This window comes from Chitinophaga qingshengii (genome assembly GCF_014529935.1).
Classification (GTDB): Bacteria; Bacteroidota; Bacteroidia; order Chitinophagales; family Chitinophagaceae; genus Chitinophaga; species Chitinophaga qingshengii.
Genome location: NZ_JACVFC010000001.1, coordinates 2,106,614 through 2,130,855 on the forward strand (window position 1 = coordinate 2,106,614; position 24,242 = coordinate 2,130,855).

Annotated in this window: 16 protein-coding genes; 11 read left to right on the plus strand and 5 right to left on the minus strand. The window is 48.4% G+C overall.

The genetic code is table 11. From position 1 onward, the window contains the following. Nucleotides 1-2 precede the first annotated feature (2 nt). Nucleotides 3-7,322 carry a Calx-beta domain-containing protein gene (locus ICL07_RS07995; RefSeq protein WP_223151775.1) on the minus strand — a complete coding sequence of 2,440 codons (7,320 nt, stop codon included), beginning with the start codon at nt 7,320-7,322 and terminating at the stop codon, nt 3-5. A gap of 473 nt (nt 7,323-7,795) precedes the next feature. Here ICL07_RS07995 and ahcY point away from each other — a divergent pair, with 473 nt between their 5' ends. Beyond that, entirely contained in the window at nt 7,796-9,124 is a 1,329-nt protein-coding gene (gene ahcY / locus ICL07_RS08000; protein WP_188087395.1) for an adenosylhomocysteinase, read from the plus strand. A 140-nt stretch (nt 9,125-9,264) separates the two neighbouring features. After that, nucleotides 9,265-9,999: a pyridoxine 5'-phosphate synthase gene (locus ICL07_RS08005; RefSeq protein WP_188087396.1), complete on the plus strand. Its 735-nt coding sequence runs from the start codon at nt 9,265-9,267 to the stop codon at nt 9,997-9,999. A 416-nt stretch (nt 10,000-10,415) separates the two neighbouring features. On the opposite strand, the gene lon is transcribed toward ICL07_RS08005, so the two are convergent. The 4 genes from lon to ICL07_RS08025 form a co-directional block, all read right to left on the minus strand. Next, complete coding sequence (gene lon, locus ICL07_RS08010; protein WP_188087397.1) at nt 10,416-12,818, minus strand: endopeptidase La; 2,403 nt, start codon at nt 12,816-12,818, stop codon at nt 10,416-10,418. Between the two features lie 264 nt (nt 12,819-13,082). Next, a complete protein-coding gene (locus ICL07_RS08015) occupies nt 13,083-13,691 on the minus strand; it encodes a porin family protein (protein WP_188087398.1) in 609 nt (202 codons plus the stop codon). Between the two features lie 113 nt (nt 13,692-13,804). Continuing rightward, nucleotides 13,805-14,713 carry a hypothetical protein gene (locus tag ICL07_RS08020; protein ID WP_188087399.1) on the minus strand — a complete coding sequence of 303 codons (909 nt, stop codon included), beginning with the start codon at nt 14,711-14,713 and terminating at the stop codon, nt 13,805-13,807. Between the two features lie 130 nt (nt 14,714-14,843). Next, a complete protein-coding gene (locus tag ICL07_RS08025; RefSeq protein WP_246484990.1) occupies nt 14,844-16,022 on the minus strand; it encodes a metallophosphoesterase in 1,179 nt (392 codons plus the stop codon). 479 nt (nt 16,023-16,501) lie between these two features. Between ICL07_RS08025 and ICL07_RS08030 the strand changes: the two genes are divergently transcribed. The 9 genes from ICL07_RS08030 to ICL07_RS08070 all read left to right on the plus strand — a co-directional run bounded on the left by ICL07_RS08030 (nt 16,502) and on the right by ICL07_RS08070 (nt 24,186). After that, nucleotides 16,502-17,182 (plus strand): metal-dependent hydrolase, encoded by a 681-nt coding sequence (locus ICL07_RS08030; protein WP_188087401.1) that lies wholly within the window; start codon nt 16,502-16,504, stop codon nt 17,180-17,182. Between the two features lie 68 nt (nt 17,183-17,250). Further along, nucleotides 17,251-18,051 carry a ParA family protein gene (locus ICL07_RS08035; RefSeq protein WP_188087402.1) on the plus strand — a complete coding sequence of 267 codons (801 nt, stop codon included), beginning with the start codon at nt 17,251-17,253 and terminating at the stop codon, nt 18,049-18,051. After that, nucleotides 18,048-18,959 (plus strand): ParB/RepB/Spo0J family partition protein, encoded by a 912-nt coding sequence (locus ICL07_RS08040; protein ID WP_188087403.1) that lies wholly within the window; start codon nt 18,048-18,050, stop codon nt 18,957-18,959. Before ICL07_RS08035 ends, ICL07_RS08040 begins: the two co-directional genes overlap by 4 nt. A gap of 1 nt (nt 18,960) precedes the next feature. Then, nucleotides 18,961-19,647 carry a DUF5683 domain-containing protein gene (locus ICL07_RS08045; RefSeq protein WP_188087404.1) on the plus strand — a complete coding sequence of 229 codons (687 nt, stop codon included), beginning with the start codon at nt 18,961-18,963 and terminating at the stop codon, nt 19,645-19,647. A 45-nt stretch (nt 19,648-19,692) separates the two neighbouring features. Beyond that, nucleotides 19,693-20,409 (plus strand): 4-hydroxy-tetrahydrodipicolinate reductase, encoded by a 717-nt coding sequence (dapB, locus tag ICL07_RS08050; protein ID WP_188087405.1) that lies wholly within the window; start codon nt 19,693-19,695, stop codon nt 20,407-20,409. A 145-nt stretch (nt 20,410-20,554) separates the two neighbouring features. Continuing rightward, nucleotides 20,555-20,974 carry an RrF2 family transcriptional regulator gene (locus ICL07_RS08055; protein WP_078672022.1) on the plus strand — a complete coding sequence of 140 codons (420 nt, stop codon included), beginning with the start codon at nt 20,555-20,557 and terminating at the stop codon, nt 20,972-20,974. Between the two features lie 299 nt (nt 20,975-21,273). Next, nucleotides 21,274-21,957: a phosphoadenylyl-sulfate reductase gene (locus ICL07_RS08060; protein ID WP_188087406.1), complete on the plus strand. Its 684-nt coding sequence runs from the start codon at nt 21,274-21,276 to the stop codon at nt 21,955-21,957. Nucleotides 21,958-21,996: 39 nt separating this feature from the next. Further along, entirely contained in the window at nt 21,997-22,905 is a 909-nt protein-coding gene (gene cysD, locus ICL07_RS08065; protein WP_188087407.1) for a sulfate adenylyltransferase subunit CysD, read from the plus strand. Nucleotides 22,906-22,938: 33 nt separating this feature from the next. Beyond that, the gene (locus ICL07_RS08070) at nt 22,939-24,186 is read left to right on the plus strand and encodes a sulfate adenylyltransferase subunit 1 (RefSeq protein WP_188087408.1); all 1,248 of its coding nucleotides are present in this window, start codon (nt 22,939-22,941) and stop codon (nt 24,184-24,186) included. The last annotated feature ends 56 nt before the right edge of the window (nt 24,187-24,242 follow it).

Sequence of the window (24,242 nt, forward strand, 5' to 3'; positions counted from 1 at the left end):
TCTCAACGTTTGATGACAATAAATCCTGTATACCGCTCTACTTTGCCATCTACCCAAATCTGTATCTGGTAGAAGTAGGACCCATCGGGCACATCAGCACCTGACTGGCCACCGGTATTAGACTTGCCTTTGAAATTGTTGGATTTATTATCGTAATTACTTGTTTTGAATACGGTACCACCCCAACGGTTAAAGATCACCACCTCATTTTTCGGGAATTTCTCAATGTTGGAGATAAACATCAGGTCATTGCCCTGGCCGTCGTTGTTAGGCGAAATAGCCGGATGTACCTTGATCTTACCATCTTTTCCGTCGATGTAGTCGATCTTCCGGTTATTATCCAGGTGGAAGCGGCTCACGGAATCCGGTATACCATCACCATCAGAATCCAGGTCCAGGAAGTTGGGGATACCGTCGCCATCGGTATCATCGTCAAACGGATCACCGTTGCCGTTAATATCCTCCTGCTCGTCTGTCAGACCATCACCGTCTGTATCACAGGTTTTGCACATCGCATCATCGTTGAGGATAACACCGGTAGCTTTGACCGGATCACCGAATGCCGGTGTATTCTGGCCGGAAGGCACGGTTACGTTCTGCATCTTCACGATAAAGGTTTCATTCTGCTCAAAGGCGTCATCGCCGATGATATTCACCACTACTTCTCCTTCACCCTGGAACGCTGGTATCTTCGCCTGTGTGATGGTATTATCGAAATCTACACCTGGCGTGGCTTTGAAGTCGAGGAACGGATAACTTACCCCTTCTGTAGATTCTTCAAAAGCGTAGTTAATGGTGATGTCCCTGGAGCTTTTGCGGCTCATTTTCACCACGAAGCGGAGCGGTGTATTTTCTCCTTTATTACCTTCTTTCACGCTGAATTTTTCCGCAGCGAAAGCCAGTGTCAGCGGATCGTTATCATGTACCGTTACCTGTGCGGAAATGCTGGTACCTGCTTTGTAAATCGGCGTACCGCTGCCTGCTACGTATGGCAGAATGCTCGTTTTCAGGAAACCGTCATCGTCATTGGTGTCGTTATCAACCGCCGTCAGGGTAAAGTCCTTCGCTGTAGTGTGGGCCGGTAATACCACGGTGATCGTGTTGCCGTTCACGTTGGCGCCGGCTGCGGTAAAGCTGCGGGCCACGTCCTGCTCTACCTGCAGGCGGATAGGCAGATCACGCGCGGCGGTATTGGCAGAACGGATGCTGAAGGTTACCGGTTTGCCTTCGTCTACCGGCAGTCCATCGTTGATAATATCCACCACCAGGGTATCGTTATCGTGAATGAGTACATCCGCCTGGTATTTGGATGATAAAGGCCAGGTAACACCCGGAATATTACCGGTTACCGTTTTCAGCTGCACCTGTACATTTTCATCTCCCTCTACAATAGTATTGTCTATAGGGTCTACCTTGATATCGGCATAATTTTTACCCGCCGGTATCACAGTGGTACCGCTCAGCTTACGGTAACGGGTATCCGGTACGGCATTACCGCTTACGTCGTAAGTCACGGTAACATCTTTCACGGCCGACAGGTTGGTATCGGTAAAGTGCACTCTGAAATAGCCCGGGGTGGATGGCTCAGCCGCATCGGCTGTTTTTTCCACCATCATTTCACGGGCAGTGGCTTTCGGACCGGTAGCGTAACTTTCGTCGTCGAATACGGTCATCCGCACGGTATCACGATCATCCACATCAAAAGCGATATTTTTGTTAAACCGCTTCATCTGGGCCAGCATCAACGACATTTTCACTTCTTCATCTCCTTCTATCACGAGGTTATCGATCACACTCACGGGAACGGACACACTATTCTGTCCCTGTGTGATGGTAGCAGAGGTTTGTATGGGACTGATATTGGTGGTGCCGGCGATGCTGCTGACATAGAATACTACTTTCACATCGGCAGCAGCGGTATTGTTCCCCGGCAGTTTCACTACATAATTACCGTTGGTAGCGGGTTCGGCAGCGTCGTTGCCTTTGGTCAGGTGCACGCTCATATCGCCCACTTCCGGTATCAGTACCGGTGATGGTTGAATCAGGGTATATCCTGCTGTTACCAGCTGGGCCGTCAGTTGCAGTGTCTCGTCCCCTTCCAGCATGTTGTCGTCAATCATCTGCAGCGTATAGTCTTTGTTGTTGGTATACGCCGGTAATGTTACCGTAGCTGGTATACCGGCATAATCAGCGGCATCTGCCGTAGAAGCTGCGTCCCTGTTGATATTAATCTGGATAGCTTCTTCTGAAGTAATCTTGTCGTTGACAAATCCCACATGTACTGCTGAAGAGCTGTTTTCATGCAGGATGGTTGAATCTATCTTCACCTGCAACTTCAGGTTATTAGGGTCCAGCCGGGTAACGTCCTGGATAGTCAGTTTGAGGGTATCACCCTTCATACCTGCTATATTTTGAGGTGTTGCTACCGTTTGTAACAGCTGGTCTTTTTCGATGATAAAATCAGTCTCTGCATGTATGCTGAAAGTAACGTCCGGTTGCAGGGCCTGGATGGTGACTGTTTGCGGCAATCCGGTATAGTCGGTTGTCCTGGCTTGTGTGGCAGCACCTGCATACAGCGATACGTTAATGGCTTTACTGGAGGTTACGCCAGGCGCCAGCGATACTTTGGCGGTGTAGGAGTCTCCTTCTTTAATGGTAGTACCAGGCGTTACCGGGATAATGTGGATATAACCGGTAGCAGGGTCATCATGGGTTCTGTCCATGATGGTGATGGTTTCACCAGTCACCGGCATGTTCACGTCGCCGGTAGTACCATTCAGGATCACCGTTTCATCGTCTTCAAGCACCAGGTCTTTTTGGGCTTCGAGCAGTACAGGGTGAGTTTTGCCGCCACCCAGTTTCGGGATGGTGATCGTGAATGGGAAAGGGAACGGTTTATAATCATTGATGTCGGCAGTGGAAGCCGCGTCTTTGTCGATCGTCACAGTAATATCTTTACCAGCGCGTAATCCATCAGGCAGGTTCACACCAATCACGGTTCCGTCGCCGCCTTCATCGATGTTTTTCAGGGAAAGGGTCACCTTGATCGGTGAAGTGAGCGGATACTGCGCATCGTCAATATTCACTTCAAATCCATTGGTGGCATAGTTGCTGATACCATCGGTAGCGGTGGCAGCGATCACAAATTTTTCGGGACCTTCTACCAGGTCATCCGGCAGTATCTTCAGTTCAATCGTAGTATCGTTGGCGTTATTAAAGCTGAAGGCGTTGGCCATGGTATAATCGAGGTTCGCTTCGGCTTCACCGGCGGTTTGTGTGAGCGCGAGGCTAATGGGTACCTCTGTGGTAATGCCGGAGGGGAGACTGATATGTACCGATCCATTTTCTCCTTCTTTCGCGTTGGTTGTTTTATAGGGAGTCAGCGACAGTTTCAGGTTACCGGGCACCAACCGGGTCAGGTCCTGAATTTTCAGGGCCAGGTTGTTGACGGTATAACCAGCCAGTGCGGCGTTGATCAACAAGGTTTCATCTTTTTCCAACACCTGGTCGGTGTTGGTTTGTACCACATCAAAGGTGCGTGTTTTATCGGAGGTCTCCAGTTCCAGCAGAGAACTGATGAGTGTATAATCTTTGGGATCATTCGCTTCTGAAGCAGGATCTACGGTCAGTTGTACGCCTACTTTTTTGGCAGAGGTATAGAGGCGGGACACTGTCACGGTCAGCTTTTCTCCTTCCGGTATCAGTGTCTTATTGGCTGTGAGCGTGATTTTCCTCGCATCTGGTTTATTGATGGTGTTATCCGCGATGTGGATAGTGGTACTGGTTACCGGTAACACTGCATTACCGGGGTTACCGTCTACTATCAGGTCGGCATCATCATCCAGTACATCATTGTCTGTAGCCAGTATCTGCATGCTGGCGGTTCCTTTGGTCGGCTGGATGATCAGCTGTTGATTTAAGATAGCTGTATGGCGGTCATCAGTGGCCGTAGAGCTGCTGTTTTTCACCAGTTGTACTGTCAGCGGTATGGCTGTTTTCCAGCTGTTGGGCAGTGTAGCCGTCAGCGTGCCCCCGGCCGGGTCATTTTCAGTAATGGTAGCCGGTGTACAGCTCAGCGCAATAGGGTTGGTAGCCAGCAGCGGGTATTCCCGGTCGTTGATGGTAAAGGCCAGCGTAGCTGGATTACTGCTATAGCTGGTGCTGTAAGCATCACTGATGGCCGGTGTAATGGTCAGGTTTTCCTGGTTTTCCACCAGGTCGTCCTGTAATATTTTAAGGGTAGCTACCGGCGTAGGGTTGGCAGTGGTGATCTGTAACGGGTTGTCCAACGTATAGTCGTCGGTGGTAGCCGTGCCGGTAATGGCGCCCAGGTCTATATTAATAGGTATCTCCGTGGTAACACCAGCCGGAAGGCTGGCAGTGATGGTAGTATTATTATTTTCCGTGAGGGTGGTTTGCGGCACGGTGAAGGTAATTTTAGTGTTGTTGGTATTTCTCCGGGTAGCATCCAGCAGGGTGACAGTGGTATTATTCACCGTATATCCGGTAGCGTTACCTTTAACGACCAATGCCTTGTCTTTCTCAATCACCATATCTGTACCGGTGGTCACTACGTTAGCGGGCGTAGTATAGGCGCCGAGGGTATTGGCAGGCAACTCTATTTCGCCGACCAGTCCATAGTCAGCAGCAGCCGCATCTGTACCCGTAGGCTCAGGCGATAAGGCTATTTTGATTTTTTTGGCAGAACTGTAACCGTCTGTCAGTTTAATGGTAAACGGTGTGGCACCTCCTTCCGGCAGCGGATTGGTGACAGGCGCTATTGTAACGGTAACAGCAGAAGCATCTGTTTTATCGTGAATATTAAGCGTCACATCTGCACCGGTGCTGATACCAGACACGGATGTGGTGGTAGCGGTGGCTGCATGGATCACCAGTACGCGGTCATCTTCCAAAACAAAGTTGGGGTCCGCTGAAATGGTTTGTGGTACGGAAGCCTTGGCGCCCGGCTGGATACTGATAGCCGTTGGCAGTCCTTTGTAAGAACCGGAAGGTGCGGTAGTACCCGTAACCGTGCTGATGTCAAAGTCCAGTTTCACATCGGTAGCCACAATGCCGGCGGGAAGTTCTATCCAGCAATCAGCGCCGGGACCACCCTCATTAATATCATTGGCAGAAAGATGCAGTGTAGCCGGCGCCGTAAGTGGCAGCTGCGCATCTTTGATGGTGATGGTAGCCGGCGTCATTTTAAATGGCGTAGCGCTGCCATCGGAAACGGTAGCGGTCAGCGCAATGGTTTCATCGCCTTCTATTCTGGCATCATCTATCAGGTGAATGGCTCCGCTGAGCGGCGTATTACCGTTGAGCTTATCAGTAGGGATGGTAAGCGTATAGTCTGTATTGTCTGTAGCGGTACCACCTTTAGCCAGGGTAACGGTAATGGGTATATCAGTAGATACACCTGGAGGCAGACTGATATTGACCGTGCCATTGTAGCTTTCTTTAAAGGACATCGCAGGCAGGGTGGCGTCCGGATCTGCCGGAGTAACGGTAACGCCTAAAGTAATATTTTCCTCGTGGTTGCGGGTATCGTCTGTAATGGTAATCTGGGGACTGGTAGCTGTTTTAGCTTGTCCCAGCACATTAGCATCTGCCTGTATTTTGAAAACTTCGTTGCCTTCCAGCACCAGGTCTGGTTTTGCTGTGATCTTGATATCTGCACTGCCAGCGCCGTTGAGGATCGTCACCTTGGCAGGCATGGTAAAATCCGTGTTCAGCAAAGCAGTATTACCAGTTACGATAGACAGGTCAATATCCACATTTTCGGTTACGGTAGTAGTACCAGGCAGAGAGATGGTACCGGTAATCTCCGAGTTTTCATTGACCGTTGTTTGCGGGAAGTTGATGGTCAGGGTACGATCTTCGTCATCCACGATGGTATAGGTAGCTTGTTTTTTCGCGCCCAGCTGTACCAGTACGTTGGCTGCGATATCCTGCAGTTCGAGGGTGAGTTTACGGTTGTATTCCAGTTTATCGTTGCCTTTGATGGTTACATTGGTAACGGATACCAGTTGGTTGGCCGGATTGTTATAATCGCCGGCCGGGATGATGAAGCCGGCAGTAAAGGTGAAGTCTTGTCCTTCTACGGCCGGATGTTGTTCACCGGGAACGGCCACCACCTTCATTTCAGCGTAAACAGGCGTGGTGAGCACGCCCCCGGTTACTTTCAGTTTGAGGCTTTGTGGCGCGTGGTTGTCGCCGGTATTGCCTTCGTTGTCGCTGGCGTCGCCGGCAAATTCTACGTTAACGGCGGTACTGCCTGTTGATGTGGGATTAGATGTTGTTTCCGCAATGTCGTTATAAATGGCTTCGTATTCTGGTGTCGGTACACTGTTCTTACCCACTGCATCACTGTAAGCCAATGCCAGGCGGGCTCCCGCTGTTTGATTTCTGACTTTGTCATCCATCATAGTTTGCACACATAGATATTTGTCTACGGTAAGAGTTGTTAAATTGTCTATATAGGGAACCGTAACAGGATTAGAACCATCTATTGCAGCACCAAGACCCAGATAAGGCGCAGTAGCATGACTATTGAATTGCTTAGCTGAAACAAAGGCATGTGAATATATAGCGTTAATAGCCGGGGTACACATACGGGCTTCATGCCAAACGCCAACATACTTCACAAGGTGATCAGTAGGCCGGAAACCTTCGTTACAAGCACCAGCCGGGCCAGCTAAATATTGAGAAGGATTATAGACGTAATTAGTAGCTTGTTGCATAGCCAGGCGTTCCTCGTTGTACAACAGTACATTATATCCAATGTTGGTACCATTAAAAGAGTAATCGATCGTATAATAATTATTAGGCGCTATATAGGTGTAGGTACGGGTTATATAAACAGGAGCAACTGCATCACCGGGTGCCTGCACCGGTTTCATATCTGTGATTTCATTGAACACAAAGATCCTGTAGGGAGAAGCTGGAGACCCGTCTCCCAAAACAGGAGAAATGTAACGAACGCTTTGTTTGAGGTCCTGCGGAGCTGTTGCATCGTAAGTACTATGTTTAAATCTTACGTATTCACTGGGTCCTTTCCGCTGATTGGCTACATAAGATTCGGTTTTCCCGTTGCGGAACACCTGTATCTTGCCTTCATCATCCATTTCCAGCCGGAGGCCATTGCTGGGGCCGTTGCCTCCTCCGCTATTGATCACACGGATAGCCGGTTTAGTTTGTGCCTGCAAGCCGGCTGCCGCCAGCAACAACAGGATTAACAGAGATACGCAACGTCCTAGCATGGATTTGCCTTCCGGCAATGAATGCTGCTTCGATTTCATAGGATGGGACAGGACTAACATAAGCGTGTGTAAATTTCTATTTATACATATAGTTTTTAGTCAAAAAATGTAAAAAACAGTCCTTTGTAAAACCCTATATGCCTGTTAATTGGCTCTCCCCGGCAAACTTTTAACCTGAATACTTCATAGGCTGAAGCTGAAAAACCTTTTGCGTTGCCGGCAATTATTTGATATCAACTCCCATGGGACCGGGAAAGAATAAGACACACTGATTGCGCTTACTATGATGTTTAATAATTGCTCATACCCTACTTACTGTTCTTTACCACAAAACAATTAAATATAAAATCATATATTTTAATTTACAAACTTATAACATAATTTATATTAAATCAAATTTAATTTGATCCAATAGGGTTGGGTACGTTATAAGCCGATGATTAACAAAATTTTAGGGGGATACTGCGGTATAGACGGGTATGTCATTATGTAAAAAGTATAAATAACCCTAGATTTGCACAAAACTTTATTTAATGTCTACAATTGCGAAATCCAACATCGACTTTAGCCTTCCGTATAAGGTAAAAGATATGTCGCTTGCGGCCTGGGGTCGTAAAGAGATAGAGCTGGCAGAAGCCGAAATGCCCGGTTTGATGTCATTGAGAGAAGAATATGGCAATAGCAAGCCGCTGAAAGGTGCCCGTATTGCCGGCTGTCTGCATATGACTATCCAGACTGCTGTACTGATCGAAACCCTGGTACACCTGGGTGCGGAAGTACGCTGGAGCTCCTGCAACATCTTCTCTACACAAGATCATGCCGCCGCTGCTGTAGCTGCTGCCGGTGTTCCTGTATTTGCCTGGAAAGGCCTCAACGAACAGGACTTCGACTGGTGTATTGAACAAACCCTGTTCTTCGGTGGTGCTGACCGTCCGCTGAACATGATCCTGGACGATGGTGGTGACCTGACCAACATGGTACTGGACAGATACCCTGAGCTGATCCAGCATATCAAAGGCCTGAGCGAAGAAACAACTACCGGTGTTCACCGCCTCTACGAGCGCATGAAAAACGGCACTTTGCCAATGCCTGCTATCAATATCAACGACTCTGTGACCAAATCCAAATTTGACAACAAATATGGTTGCCGCGAGTCCTGCGTAGACGCTATCCGTCGCGCTACAGACGTGATGATCGCTGGTAAAGTGGCTGTTGTTGCCGGCTTTGGCGACGTAGGTAAAGGTTCTGCTGAATCCCTGAGAGGTGCCGGCGCCCGTGTAATCGTTACCGAAATCGATCCGATCTGTGCTTTACAGGCTGCCATGGAAGGTTATGAAGTGAAAAAAATGAACGACGCCGTGAAAGAAGCGGATATCATCGTTACCACTACCGGTTGCCGCGATATCATTACCGGCGAACACTTCAAACTGATGAAAGACAAATGCATCGTTTCCAATATCGGTCACTTCGATATCGAAATCGATGTCGCCTGGCTGAACAAAAACTATGGCAATACCAAAGTGGAAATCAAACCACAGGTAGATAAATATACAATCGACGGTAAGGACATCATCCTGCTGGCAGAAGGCCGCCTGGTAAACCTGGGTTGCGCTACCGGTCACCCTTCCTTCGTCATGAGTAACTCCTTCACCAACCAGACACTGGCCCAACTGGAACTGTGGCTGAATTCAGACCAGTACGAAAACAAAGTATACGTACTGCCTAAACACCTGGATGAAAAAGTTGCCCGCTTACACCTGAAAAAAATCGGCGTGGAACTGGACGTACTCACTTCTACCCAATCCGAATACCTCGGTATTCCGGTGGAAGGTCCATTCAAACCTGACTACTACAGATACTAGTCAATTACGAATTTAAAAGCAAAAGACCTGAGCGAATCATATTTGCTCAGGTCTTTTGTTTTTAAATTCCAAGCCCGAAAACAGCCCACCATTCGTAATTCGTAATCCGTAATTCGTAATTGATTTAGTACTTTTGCAACATGACAAAGCTGAGCGTAAACATCAATAAGTTTGCTACCCTGCGCAACGCACGGGGCGGCAACCTCCCGGACATACTCAAAGTGGCACAGGATTGCGAAAGGTTCGGCGCCGACGGTATTACCGTCCACCCCCGCCCCGATGAACGTCATATCCGTTACCAGGACGTAATAGACCTTAAACCCATTGTCACCACCGAATTCAATATCGAAGGATACCCCTCCAAAGAATTTATGGACCTGGTACTGGCCGTAAAACCACACCAGTGCACCCTGGTACCAGACCCTCCGGACGCCATCACCTCCAATACCGGCTGGGATACCATCCAACACCAGTCCCAACTGAAAGAAGTGATCAGCGAACTCAAAACAGCCGGTATCCGCGTTTCCATCTTCCTCAATGCTGAACCAGATAAGGTGGAAGGCGCCAAAACCGCCGGAGCAGACCGTATCGAACTGTATACCGGTCCCTACGCGGAAGAATATACGAAAGCACGTACCCAGCCGCAAAACCTGCAGCTGTTCAACGACTATAAAAACACCGCCCGCGAAGCTACTGATATCGGCCTCGAACTCAACGCCGGTCACGATCTGAACCTGGATAACCTCCGCTTCTTTAAACTGCATATCCCGCAACTGAAAGAAGTATCCATCGGTCATGCCCTGGTAGCGGATGCCCTGTATTATGGCCTGGAAAACACCATCCAGCTATATAAAAGACAACTGGCAGATCTCTGATTCATACTTCCATAAACTATTCAAAGGGCTGGCCAATAGGTTGGCCCTTTTTACGTTTGCGAGTACACTGGTTTGGTAGAAAAACGGATAATATCTCCGCCACGTGGACGGAGGGGTTACCTGGGTTCCCGTAAAAATTAAAGCCATTCCGCTGAGAGGAATGGCTTTAAGAACCCTTAAAACAATCAACATGATGCTCATACCGGGGTCACAACAAAACCGATATGAACTTTTAAAAAATTGCTACCAGGACTGGCAACAAAATTCGTTTATATTAAAACTAAAACTAATTTTTATATAACTGGCATTTATCGCTACAAGTCAATAACTATCGTCAGCCTTTCTCTGTCCATTCCACAATCTCCGCTTCCATCTTCGCTAATCAGCGAAATCAGCCAAAATCATGTCCATCACAGTTACTTCTTTAATAACGCTATTTCCAGCACTTGGTTCATTTGTTTTACATAATGAAACTTCATGCCTTTGATATATGAAGGATTAATTTCCTTTATATCTTTCTCATTCTGCCAACATAAGATAATTTCCCGGATACCTGCCCTTTTGGCGGCCAGAATTTTTTCTTTCAAGCCACCTACCGGCAACACCTGCCCTCTCAGGGTAATCTCTCCACTCATAGCCAGGTACGATTTTACCTTGCGACCGGTAAATAAGGACGCCAGCGCTGTGAGCATGGTAATACCGGCACTGGGACCATCTTTCGGCACGGCGCCTTCCGGTATATGCACATGTATACTCTTGGTATTGAAGATCTTCGGATTCAACTTCAGCGTTTCAGCATTGGCCTGCAGATAGGTCAGCGCCGTCAGGGCCGATTCCTTCATCACATTACCCAGGTTACCGGTCAGCTTCAGCTCCCCTTTCCCTTCACTCAAACTGCTTTCAATAAACAGGATCTCTCCGCCTACATAAGTCCAGGCAAGTCCTACAGCCACACCCGGAGGATTACCCACCTTATAGATTTCGTTGGAATAGCGGGGTTTACCCAGTATCCTCTCTACATCCGCATCCGTGATATTTTCGGGCAATTTATGCTCCATCGCCACTTCTTTGGCCAGGTTACGCATAATCGCGGCAAAGTGCCTGTCCAGCTCACGTACACCACTTTCACGGGTATAATCAGCAATCACATGTTCTATCACGGCGTTGCTCATTTTGAACTTCTGGTCCTGCAAGCCGTGCGCTTCCTTTTGTTTGGGCAACAGGTGCCGTTTGGCTATCTCTGTTTTTTCCTCAATGGAATAACCACTCAGGTCGATGATCTCCAGCCTGTCGCGCAATGCCGGATGGATAGCGTTGATGTTATTAGCGGTAGCAATGAATAACACCTTACTCAGGTCAAATTCCAGCTCCAGGTAATTATCGTAGAAAGTGCTGTTCTGCTCAGGGTCCAGTACTTCCAGCAGCGCTGAACTCGGATCTCCGCGCAGGTCGTTGCCGATCTTATCGATTTCATCGAGGATCATGACAGGATTGGCGGATTTGATTTTACGGATAGACTGTATCACACGGCCCGGCATAGCGCCGATATAAGTTTTCCGGTGACCTCTGATCTCGCTTTCGTCGTGCAATCCGCCAAGGCTCAACCGCACATACTTACGGCCAACCGCATTGGCAATAGAGCGGCCCAATGATGTTTTACCGATACCCGGAGGACCTACGAAACACAGGATAGGTGATTTCATGTCCCCTTTCAGTTTCAGTACAGCCAGGTATTCCAGGATGCGCTCCTTGATTTTTTCCATGCCATAGTGGTCATGGTCCAGTATTTTTTTCGCCTTTTTGAGGTCGTAGCTGTCGGTGGTAAATTCGCCCCAGGGCAGGTCCAGCAACAGGTCCAGGTGATTGTATACCACACTGTAATCCGGTGTGGTAGGATGCATACGCTCCAATTTCTCAATCCCTTTGGCAAAAGCTTCGGCAGCAGCGGGCGACCATTTCTTTTCTTCCGCCTTGCGCTTCATTTCTTTCAGCTCACGGTCGTTGCTATCGCCACCCAGTTCTTCCTTGATGGATTTCATCTGCTGTTGCAGAAAGTAATCGCGCTGTTGTTTGTCAAGGTCCGCCTTGGTTTTGTTGGTAATTTTATTTTTCAGCTCTGCCAGTTGCAGTTCTGTTTGCAGCAATTTCATCAGCAGTTCTGCACGGGTACGCAGGTTGTTGATTTCCAGCAGCTGTTGTTTGTCTTTCAGATCTGAATTGAGATTGGAAGACACAAAATGCACCAGGAAAGAAGCGTTCTCTATGTTTTTGAGGATAATGCTCGCTTCGGAAGGCAGATTAGGGGACAACTGAATAATCTGTGCTGCCAGGTCCTTAATAGAGGAGATATAGGCTTCAAACTCAGAATCGTCTTCCGCCGCTTCATCATGCAACAACGTCACTTTGGCTTTGAAATACGGATCTTCCGTTACAATTTCCTCTATTTTGAAACGTTTACGGCCCTGGATGATAATGGTAGTACCACCATCCGGCATCTTGATCAGTTTCACAATGCGGGCTACCGTACCTACATCACTCAAATCCGTTACACTGGGATCTTCAATGGTACTGTCCTTTTGTGCCACAACACCGATCAATTTGTCAGCTTTGTATGCGTCGTTAACTGCCTTTATGGATTTGTCCCTTCCCACCGTGATCGGTAAAACCACACCAGGGAACAGAACTGTATTGCGTAATGGTAATAATGCCAGTTCGTCGGGAATCGTTTCATCCTCCTGACCTTCCCCGTCTTCATTCAAAGGGATAATAGGCATAAACTCCATTTCATCTTCTGAATTTCCTAAATAAAATCTGTTCATCTGAGATATTTAATGCCCGGAGGACATTCTGGCAGAAAATACTGCGAAAACCTCCGTTTTTTTATGCATCCCTATATTGTCAAGTTTAGTGCCAAGTGACGAGTTGTCATCACGCAAAGGCGCAAAGCAGCCAAGAAGCAAAGAAGCGAAGATTATATTTGAGAATAAGTTGTATTGCTGATAACTTATTCTCAAATATAATCTTCGCTTCTCTTATAAGATACGGGCTTCTTTGCTGCTTGGCTGCTTTGCGCCTTTGCGTGATTACAGCGTCACACCCACACCCAGCTGAATGCTCTGGTTTTTCCAGTTGCTGGTGCTGGTAACGCTTTCAACACCTTTTACGTCATTGAAGCCAATGATATAACGGGCGCTGACATTGATGATAGGCAGCTGCAGCCACAGACCGGCCACACCGGAAATTTCACCACCTTTAAAGGCGGTATTGGCAGCACCAAATACTTTTCTGTCGCTCACCATAGCGCCGAACTGAGGACCTACCTGCAGTTTCAGGCGGGGCGTTCCCAGGTCGATGTTAGCCAGTAACGGAATGCTGAGATAGTTCAGCTTTACTTCTTTACGGTCATCGCTGGTGCTTACATCTTTATAGATATCGCTGAAGTTATCAGTGGTTTTTGTTTTAGTGGAAGAAAAGATCACTTCACCCTGCACACCAAAACCTTTTACCAGGTTTAACTGTGCGAAACCACCCAGGTGGTAGCCTAATTTAAATCCGTCCTGAAATCCTGTACCATCCAGTTTTCCAAGGTTAGCACCTCCTTTAAAACCAAAGCGCAGTAATTTTTGCGCGCTAACAGTTGTGGTCACGGCAGTCATTGCAAGCATTGCAACGGCGAGAAACAGTTTTTTCATAATTGTATTGTTGTTAATAATGGTTAAAATTATAGACGCCCGAACAGTAAAATACCCCTACGCTATCGCGGGAGATTCCCTGAATACAAATTCCGTGCTATTTGTTAAAGAAATCAGAAACTGTACGCCAGACGGGCGGTGAAGTATCCCATCAAATGCAGGTCTGTACCGGTTAACGGCTTAAATACGGTCAACGCAGGAGAGAACGTAAATTGATTAAAAAGGTAAGAAACATTGACGGTGCAATCCACCGCGCGGGCCTCAAAATCAGTGTGGTCTTCAAAATTCAGGATTTTACCCGGCCTCATTTTATCCAGTTTCATTTTGGGAGAACGGGTCACATAACGGAAAGCGGCCAGCTGGCTGTAATAATTGGCCGTGCCCAGTGTCAGCGACAAAGAAGGTTGCAGTAATAAGGCATCGCGGGAACACAATACACCATCAAAAACAAACGGATGCCGCACCGTGGCGATCACGTTAAAGTCGCTGCCACTCACATGTTCCTTTAAACGCGGCGTGTTGCTGCTATAGGCTCCCCAACCATAATCCAGGCCCACACCCGGTTGCAGCCACCACTTACGGTAATAGAAGTACGAAAATATTTCATTTTTGATGGGCGTCGCCGGAACATCGGTAGAATCAGCGAAAAGGTAACGGGTATAAGAAATACCGGTCACAAAGTTCCTGTTTTTCGTATAGTCGTAACCGCCGGTAAAATCCCACTCAAACCAGTGATTCTGATCGGTATTAAGGAGACAATACCCGCCGGCGCCGGCGAAAAAGCCACTTTTGTGATACCAGGTAAGAGAAGGGGATAGATACGCCTTCATGATGATCGGCGCATCCAGGTTGACGGTTTTACTGCCGTAAGCGGGATTGTTGCCATAGCTGAGCGCTGCCACTACTTCACTCTTCTGTTGTTTGTTCAACAGTGAGTCCAGCTGCTTTTCCAGCTCTGCTAAAGACTGGCCGTTAGCGAAAAAACTGCAAAACAGTAACAGACATGTCAGGAATATGCGCATTGAAAAGGTACTACAGCCGCAATATAGCGTATTTTGGGATCGGTTATTTTGATATTCGGTGAGTCCGGCTTTTAGAGCGGTGAATCATTTTTCTACCCGTTTATCCGCCAAATATCAAAATTCCAAAATTCTACACGAGGTCTATCACCGTGATTTCCGGTAGTACGCCTACCCTGCCGGGATAACCGAGGAAACCGAAGCCCCTGTTTACATACAGCCGTTGTTCCCCTGCTTTGTACAGGCCTGCCCATTCTTTGTAGAAGTATTGGGCGGGACTCCATTTGAGGCCGGGTATTTCCACGCCGAACTGCATGCCATGGGTATGCCCGGCGAGGGTGAGGTCGATGTCCGGGAATTCTGTGCGGATCTGGGCGTCCCAGTGGGTGGGATCATGTGACATCAGGATTTTGAACGGGATGTGGTCAATCCCTTCGTAAGCCCGGCGCAGGTCGCCATGGCGGGGGAAACGTTTGATAGCGCTCCAGTTTTCCACCCCCAGGAGGGCTATCTGACTACCGTCTTTTTCCAGTACGGTGTTTTCATTCATCATCAGCTTCCAGCCCAGTTCACCGTGGACCGCTTTCAGGCGCTCCAGGTTTTTCTGTTGCATCTCGCTGTGGCCCGCCGGCGTTTTGTCGGGCCAGGGGTAATAATCCCCATAGTCGTGGTTGCCCAGGGTAGAATACACGCCCATAGGCGCTTTCACCTGGCTAAATACGTCCATCCATTGTGCCATCTCATCGGCGCGGTCGTTGACCAGGTCGCCGGTAAACAGCACCAGATCAGCCTTTTGTGCATTGATCATGTTCACCCCTTTGATGACCGCCTCGCGGTTGGCGAAACTGCCGGAATGGATATCGGAGATCTGCACGATACGCAGGCCTCTGAAGGAAGCCGGCAGGTTTTTAAAAGCCAGCTTCAATTTATGCACACGGTAGTTGTATTTATTGGAGAACCCGTACAGCAGGGTGCCAAACAGGGAGCCGCCGGCGATGAGGCCCAGCCGGCTCAGGAACTGGGAACGGGAGATACCGTTTCCGGTACCGCTAGCCGGTACAGCGCTGTTGGCGGGGGAAAACCGCTGTATCAGCCATACGATGCCGCGACGAACGTCATCTATCAGCAAAAAGACCACTGCCAGCAGTTTGGCGACCACCAATCCCAGGAAAAGGGCCATCAGGTACGACTTCAGTTGTGAAGGCCAGCTATGCCAATGGATATAAGGCAGCAGCAGGACCATGAGCACACAAATACCGGATACCGCCCAGTAAGCGACGTAGGTAATGGCGCGTACCCTTGGTAAAGACATGTATACCATGGCTCTTACCGCCTGAAACACGTAAAGGTCCAACAAAAGAAGAAAAACGACTAATATAATAGAGTTCAATCCGGGTCGCATTATAAAAATTTGATATAAAATCCAACAGAACGGCAAATTAACACAAGTTCTCCGTCAGAAAAAGTTAAAACAAAAGAACTGCCGGGTATGCAGACGAATAACACGCCGATAAATTGCAGGGTTTTAAATTTATTTCAGGAAATAGGATTTATCGCCACATATACATTAATTATATATTAAATATCAATTATAGTGAGTTTTGTCCCACTCCGTACAGTTTGTGAATAAATAAATATACTACAGCGCCCGATTTGTTGGGATTCGTTGTATTTTTGTCCGATTCAGGTAACTTTTGACTGTTAATTACCCGGGTTAGTGATAGTGGCGGCGAAAGCCTAAATTCATCATACATAACCCGTAATTCGTTTTTTTTACCTAAAATTGAGACCATGAGATACACCAATTACGGTCATTCCTGCTTTGCAGTGGAGATAAAAGGCAAGCGGATCTTGTTTGATCCGTTTATTACGCATAATGAACTGGCTAAAAAGGTAGACATACAGGCTATCGGGGCGGATTATATTTTTGTATCCCATGGTCATGAAGACCATGTGGCCGACCTGATTACATTAGCGAAGCAGACCGGAGCCATGGTGGTATCCAATTTTGAGATAGTGACCTGGGCAGGCAAGCAGGGTATTACCAACCTGCACCCGATGAACACCGGTGGCAAGTGGAAGTTTGACTTCGGCACAGTAAAATGTGTGGCAGCGCAGCATTCCAGCAGTCTGCCGGATGGTTCTTACGGCGGCAATCCGATGGGATTTGTGTTTATGACGGAAGAGGGCAACTTCTATTACAGCGGGGATACGGCATTAACCATCGACATGGAGCTGATCCCGGATATTACTGAACTGGATTTTGCCGTTTTACCGATTGGTGATAATTTCACCATGGGCCCGGAAGATGCCATTGCTGCGGCCGAGATGATTGAATGTGAAAAAATAATCGGTATCCACTACGACACCTTTGGGTATATCAGGATAGACAAAAAGGAGGTCATGCAGCTGTTTGATGAAGCCGGCGTGGAACTGTTGCTGCCTGAAATAGGCAGTACCATAGAGGTTTGAGGAGGAAGCGATCCTGCTATTTTATCCTTTATCCTATAAATGAACCTTTGAATTTTTTAAATTACACAATGGCTAGAGTAATCGCAATCGCTAATCAGAAAGGTGGGGTAGGAAAAACAACCAGTGCAATCAACCTGGCAAGCAGCCTGGCCGTACTGGAATTTAAAACATTGCTGGTAGATGCTGATCCCCAGGCAAACAGCACCACAGGATTGGGCTTTGACCTGCGTAATATACAGCAGAGCCTGTACGACTGTATGGTAAACGATGTTCAGGCCAAAGATGTAGTACTGGAATCTGATACGCCCAACCTGAAAGTATTGCCCTCCCATATTGACCTGGTCGGCGCGGAGCTGGAACTGATCAATCATCCCAGCCGTGAGCGGGTGATGAAGCAGGTGGTGGATGCCGTTAAGGATGATTACGATTTTGTGATCGTAGACTGTTCCCCTTCACTGGGATTGATCACGGTAAATGCGCTGGTAGCGTCCAACGCGGTGATTATCCCGGTACAATGTGAATTTTTTGCACTGGAAGGTCTGGGCAAATTGCTCAACACCATCAAGATCGTTCAGAGCAGACTGAATACAGACCTGGAAATTGAAGGTATCCTGATGACCATGTACGATGGTCGTTTACGCCTCAGCAACCAGGTGGTGGACGAAGTGAAGCAGCATTTTGAAGAGAGTGTATTCAACACCATCATCCATCGTAATACCAAACTGGGTGAAGCGCCCAGCTTCGGTAAATCTGTTATTATGTACGATGCAGCCAGTACCGGCGCCATCAATTATCTGAACCTGGCTAAGGAAATACTGCAGAAACATAACTACACGAAAATTAAATCCAAAGACAAAATCTTAAAATGACCAATCCAAGTAAGAAAGAGGCGTTAGGGAAAGGTATCCGTTCGCTGCTCCAGAACATAGACACTGACCTGAAGCAAACTGCCAGCACATTAGGTGATAAAGCAGCAGTAGCTACAGTAACCGGTATTGAGCGTATTGCGCTGGAACAGATTGTGACCAATCCGAAGCAGCCACGTCGTGACTTTGATGAGGTTGCCCTTCAGGAACTGAGCCAGTCTATCAAGCTGCATGACATCATTCAGCCGATCACTGTTGCGAAACTGAGTAACAAAAAGTACCAGCTGATTGCCGGCGAACGCCGTCTGCGTGCCAGTAAAATGGCCGGTCTGAAAGATATCCCGGCTTATGTTCGCCTGGCCAACGACCAGGAACTGCTGGAACTGGCGCTGCTGGAGAACCTGCAAAGGGAAAACCTGAATGCCATTGAGGTTGGATTGAGCTACAAGCGGCTGATGGACGAATGTTCCCTTACACAGGAACAGGTGGCCGACCGCATGGGCAAGGAAAGAAGCACCGTCACCAACTATATACGCCTGCTGAAACTGCCACCGGATATCCAGGTAGCGGTACGCAACGGGCAACTGAGCATGGGCCATGCCCGTGTACTCACCGGCGTGGAAAACGTAGAGAACCAGCTGTTCGTCTACAACGAGATCCTGCAAAACGGCCTGTCTGTACGGCAAACGGAAGACCTGGCCCGCAAGATCAATCAGGCCGATAAAGGTAACCAGCAGAAAGTGGCAAAAGCTAAACTGCCACCTGCTTTCCAGAAAATACAAGATAACCTCAGCTCCCACTTTTCTACCAAGGTAAAGCTGGACAGAGGCAAGAATGGCAAAGGAAGCATTATGATTGAATTCTATTCAGATGATGAACTGAATAGCATCCTGGAAAAAATAGATTTATAAGGTGGCTGGAAGATCGTTCCATTTATTTCGTCGCTATGTACTGGTATGCCTGGCACTGCTGGTATTGGCACCTACGCTGAAAGCGCAGGACACTACCCATCGTCCTGTCATTGATACGCTGGCGCCTCCGCCGGATACAACCGGTAACCATGCCATGATCGGGGATACTACCGCCTCCATCATACGGGCGTCCCGTGCGCCGCACAGCCCGCGTAAAGCAGCCCTGTACTCAGCGATATTGCCGGGCCTCGGACAGGCTTATAACCACGAATACTGGAAAATGCCGCTGGTATACGCTGCAATTGGTACCTGTACCTACTTTTTCGTATGGAACATGAACGAGTATCGGACTTTCCGCGATGCCTACCGTATGTCAATGGACGGCAATCCGGAAACCAATGCTCCCGACCCGTTCCTGGCGAAACAATCATCACAGTATCTAAAGGCTTACCGGGACTATTACCGGCAGAACGTTGACTACTCCGTCCTGTTCTTTGTACTGGCCTATACACTGAATATCGCCGATGCCACCGTATTTGCGCACCTGCGTAACTGGGACATGTCTGACGACCTCAGCATGCGTGTTTCTCCGGCTATTATCAATAACCGGAGTTTAGGCATCAGCGTTAAACTCGCCATCGGTGGCGGCAAGAAAAACCAACGAACAGCCTGGATGGCTGGAAGGTAACCAACTCCTACTCATCATCAACCTAAAAAATAGCAAGCAAGGGTCATGAAAATAGCACTAATCGGATATGGTAAAATGGGCAAGGCGATCGATGCCATTGCTACTGCCAAAGGACATGACGTCATCCTGAGAATTGATCACGACAGTCTCTATCTGCTGGAGAAAGAACATCTCGGACAGGCAGATGTGGCCATTGAATTTACCACCCCCGAAACGGCTTTCCATAATATTCAAAAATGCTTTGAAGCCAATGTACCCGTTGTTAGCGGTACCACCGGCTGGCTCGATCAGCTGCCGGAAATCAAAGCACAATGCGAAAAAGGCCATCATGCCTTTTTACACGCGACCAACTTCAGCATCGGTGTGAACATCTTTTTTGAAGTGAACAAAAAACTGGCAACCCTGATGGCCAGCCAGCCACAGTACAACGTATGGATGGAAGAAATCCACCATACCCAGAAAAAAGACGCCCCCAGCGGCACCGCTATCACCCTGGCAGAACAACTGCTGGCTGCTGTTGACCGGAAAAAAGGCTGGGTAAACGAAGATACACAGCAGGCTGACATGCTGTCTATCATCTCCAAAAGAATAGACCCCGCCCCCGGCACGCATACGATTCATTACGCTTCTCCCATCGATGATATCACTATTACCCATACCGCCCATTCCCGCGAAGGCTTCGCTGCCGGTGCCGTTGTGGCAGCCGAATGGCTGAAAGGTAAAGCCGGTGTGTTTACAATGAGAGACGTGCTGAACCTGTAAGGTTTCATAATGAATTGAAAATCAATAATTATTTATTCCTGTCACGCTCCCCGATGGCTGCTGAAATATAAAAACTTATATTTGTCAGGTCAAAAATGTTCATTGCACCACGATAGCGTCATCCCAGGGATGCAAATAAGTCAGTATGTTATCTAAAAAAACACAATACGCATTTCACGCACTCATTCATCTGGCCGAAAATGTAGATAAAGGACCTATCCTGATCTCCGAGATTGCACAGGAGAAAAACATCTCCATTAAGTTCCTGGAAAACATTCTGCTGGAGCTGAAGAATGCCGGTATTCTGGGCAGTAAGAAAGGGAAAGGCGGCGGATATTACCTGATGCGCCCTCCCAAAGAGATTGCGTTGGCTAAGATCATCCGGTTGCTGGACGGGCCTATCGCCCTGTTGCCCTGCGTGAGCCTCAATTATTACGAGCGCTGCGAAAACTGTCGCGATGAAGCCGTGTGCGGCCTGAATGAAGTGATGAGCAAAGTCAGGGACGCCACCCTGAAACTGCTGGAGACCAAAACTTTAAAAGATATTCTTACCCGCAACGCATAAACAGCACGCGTGAAATTAATGGAGCCGGCCGGAAAATTTTCCGGCCGGCTTTTTTTATGCCTCTCCGCCCCCAGGGCTGAAGCCCTGGGTTTCGCGTATATCATCCGCCTAAATAAATACATATACGAATCACATCTGATCCAAAAACTAACCAAGCCCGCCCCCACAGCCGCTCTCCCAACAAACGACATTTTTTTCATTTAATAGTCTATCTTTTTTATAGGATTTATGTATTTTTGTACAGGCGTCACTGAAAAGTACGCGCTGGCACTAGGCAATTTATCTTTAAGGAAGATTACATGACAGACATTACCAATGCACTGGCTAACAAGCCGGTGGTAGAAGCCATACAATATCTCCTGGAGCAATATCCGGGTGCGGTGGCGTTTTCTACCTCCTTTGGCCAGGAAGACCAGGTAATCGCAGACATTATCTGGCGTAACCACTTACCCGTAAGGGTATTTACCCTGGACACAGGACGCCTGTTCCAGGAGACCTATGATGTAATGGACAACACCCTCGCCCGTTACAAACAGCCGATTGAAGTGTTTTACCCTGAAACAACGGCGGTAGAGAAACTCGTCAGCGAAAAAGGCCCCAACAGCTTTTACGAATCCGTGGAAAACCGCAAGCAATGCTGCGGCATCCGCAAAGTGGTACCGCTCGGCAGGGCCCTGGAAGGCGTAAAAGTATGGATCACCGGACTACGTGCCGAACAATCCGAAAACCGCCACGACATGCAGACGCTGGAATGGGATGAACAACGCCACCTGTATAAATACAATCCCCTCATTCACTGGGGATATGATGAAGTACTGGCTTACCTCTCCCAACACAATGTCCCCTATAACAAACTGCACGACAAAGGCTTTATCAGCATCGGTTGTGCACCCTGTACACGCGCCATCGGGCCGGGAGAACATCCGCGCGCCGGCCGGTGGTGGTGGGAACAGTCGCACAAAGAATGCGGCCTGCACGGATAAACGAAAACAGCCTTTGCAATCATAAAATCATTGTCACCCATGACACATCAGATAAACTGGGAATTTCCACAGGCGCTGGAAGATGAAGCCATCTATATATTACGTGAAACAGCCGCTCAATTCGAGAAGCCGGTATTGCTCTTCTCCGGTGGGAAAGATTCCATCACCCTGGTAAGACTGGCCCAGAAAGCCTTCTACCCGGGCAAAGTACCTTTTGCCCTGCTGCATGTAGACACCGGCCACAATTTCCCGGAAACCATCCAGTTCCGCGACTGGCTGGTCAATAACCTGGGGCTCGACCTCATTGTCCGCAATGTACAGGACAGTATCGACCAGGGTAAGGTACAGGAGGAAACCGGCAAATATGCCAGCCGTAATGCCCTGCAAACCGTTACCCTCCTCGATGCCATAGAAGAAGGAAAATTTGATGCCTGCATCGGTGGCGCCCGCCGCGATGAAGAAAAAGCCCGCGCTAAAGAAAGAATATTCTCCGTACGCGATGAATTTGGTCAGTGGAACGCGAAAATGCAACGCCCTGAACTGTTCGACATCCTCAACGGAAAAATCAATATCGGCGAAAACGTGCGTGTATTCCCCATCTCCAACTGGACAGAGCTGGACGTATGGAATTACATCCGCCGTGAAAAACTGGAAATACCTTCCATCTACTTCGCGCACGAAAGAGAAATCATTGAACGCGACGGCCTGTACTGGCCTTATTCGTCGTATCTCAATACTACCGCCGATGAAGTGCCTTTCCGGCAGAAAGTACGCTTCCGTACCGTGGGCGATATGACCTGTACCGCTGCCGTGCTGTCCGAAGCCGATAAACTGGAGGACATCATCGCAGAAATCATGGAAGCCAAAATCTCCGAACGTGGCGCCCGTATCGACGACAAACGCTCCGAAGCCGCCATGGAGAAAAGAAAACAGGCAGGTTATTTTTAACACTTACTTCTTACAGCAAAAAAGCGAACGCATATGGAGGTTTTACGTATAGCCACTTCCGGTAGTGTGGACGATGGGAAAAGTACCCTGATCGGCCGTCTTTTATACGACACCAACTCTATCCCCCAGGATAAAATGGAGGCATTACATGCCGCCAGCAAACGTAAAGGGCTCGACTTCACCGACCTGTCCCTGCTGACAGACGGCCTCGTAGCAGAAAGGGAGCAAGGCATCACCATCGATGTGGCCCATATCTATTTCTCTACCCCTACCCGTAAATACATTATCGCCGATACACCCGGCCATATTGAATATACCCGCAACATGGTGACCGGCGCCTCCAACGCGCAGGTATCCCTGATCCTCATCGATGCCCGCAAAGGCATCGTGGAACAAACACACCGCCACTTTTTCATCGCCAATCTGCTGCGCATCCCCTACCTGGTAGTATGCGTCAACAAAATGGACCTCGTGGAATACAACGAAGCCCGTTTTAACCAGATCGTGGAAGATTTCCAGCAACTGCTGGCCAGCGCCGATTTCAAAGGACAGGAAGTGAAATTCATTCCTATCTCATCGCTGTATGGTGAAAATGTGGCCACCCGCACCGGTAGCATCAACTGGTACCAGGGCCCTACCCTGCTCGATTACCTGGAACAGGTTTCCTTTGATCATGAAGATAGCCGTCACCCGGCCCGCTTCCCGATACAAAGCGTGATCCGCCCACGTACCACCGAATACCACGATTTCCGTGGCTTTGCCGGGAAAGTGGCCAGCGGCCATTTTAACGTAGGTGATGAAATCATCTCCCTTCCTTCCGGTCAGAAAAGCAGGATCAAAACCATCGAACAGTTCGAAAAACAACTGTCCACTGCCCATGCCCGCGAAAGTGTGGTCATCACCCTCGAAGATGAAATTGACAGCAGTCGCGGTAACATGCTGGTGAAGACCGGCAACGTACCCGAACAACGCAAAGAAATCACCGCTAACCTCTGCTGGATGGACCAGCAGAAACTGGTGAACGGGAAAACCTACCTGCTGCAACACGGGATCAACCGCGTCAAAGCCAGGGTACAGCAGATCCACTTCGTCATCGACGTTACCAGTAACCAGCATATAGACGGGAAAGTGGAAATGGGTCTCAATGATATCGGGAATGTTACGTTAAAAACAGCGCAGCCTGTTTTTGCGGATATCTACGCCGAAAATCCCGCCAATGGCGCGTTTATATTGATCGATGAGTTTAATAATACGACCGTAGCCGTAGGGACGCTAATCTGATATTGCAATATAAAAACGAAGGCCCGTTGAAAAATTCAACGGGCCTTATCATTTAT

Coding starts and splice junctions, on each gene's coding strand:
- lon (WP_188087397.1), bottom strand. CDS start 12,818: ATGAACAGATTTTATTTAGGAAATTCAGAAGATGAAATGGAGTTTATG.
- ICL07_RS07995 (WP_223151775.1), bottom strand. CDS start 7,322: ATGTTAGTCCTGTCCCATCCTATGAAATCGAAGCAGCATTCATTGCCG.
- cysD (WP_188087407.1), top strand. CDS start 21,997: ATGACACATCAGATAAACTGGGAATTTCCACAGGCGCTGGAAGATGAA.
- ICL07_RS08040 (WP_188087403.1), top strand. CDS start 18,048: ATGACCAATCCAAGTAAGAAAGAGGCGTTAGGGAAAGGTATCCGTTCG.
- ICL07_RS08015 (WP_188087398.1), bottom strand. CDS start 13,691: ATGAAAAAACTGTTTCTCGCCGTTGCAATGCTTGCAATGACTGCCGTG.
- ICL07_RS08060 (WP_188087406.1), top strand. CDS start 21,274: ATGACAGACATTACCAATGCACTGGCTAACAAGCCGGTGGTAGAAGCC.
- ahcY (WP_188087395.1), top strand. CDS start 7,796: ATGTCTACAATTGCGAAATCCAACATCGACTTTAGCCTTCCGTATAAG.
- ICL07_RS08005 (WP_188087396.1), top strand. CDS start 9,265: ATGACAAAGCTGAGCGTAAACATCAATAAGTTTGCTACCCTGCGCAAC.
- dapB (WP_188087405.1), top strand. CDS start 19,693: ATGAAAATAGCACTAATCGGATATGGTAAAATGGGCAAGGCGATCGAT.
- ICL07_RS08020 (WP_188087399.1), bottom strand. CDS start 14,713: ATGCGCATATTCCTGACATGTCTGTTACTGTTTTGCAGTTTTTTCGCT.
- ICL07_RS08030 (WP_188087401.1), top strand. CDS start 16,502: ATGAGATACACCAATTACGGTCATTCCTGCTTTGCAGTGGAGATAAAA.
- ICL07_RS08035 (WP_188087402.1), top strand. CDS start 17,251: ATGGCTAGAGTAATCGCAATCGCTAATCAGAAAGGTGGGGTAGGAAAA.
- ICL07_RS08055 (WP_078672022.1), top strand. CDS start 20,555: ATGTTATCTAAAAAAACACAATACGCATTTCACGCACTCATTCATCTG.
- ICL07_RS08025 (WP_246484990.1), bottom strand. CDS start 16,022: ATGTCTTTACCAAGGGTACGCGCCATTACCTACGTCGCTTACTGGGCG.
- ICL07_RS08070 (WP_188087408.1), top strand. CDS start 22,939: ATGGAGGTTTTACGTATAGCCACTTCCGGTAGTGTGGACGATGGGAAA.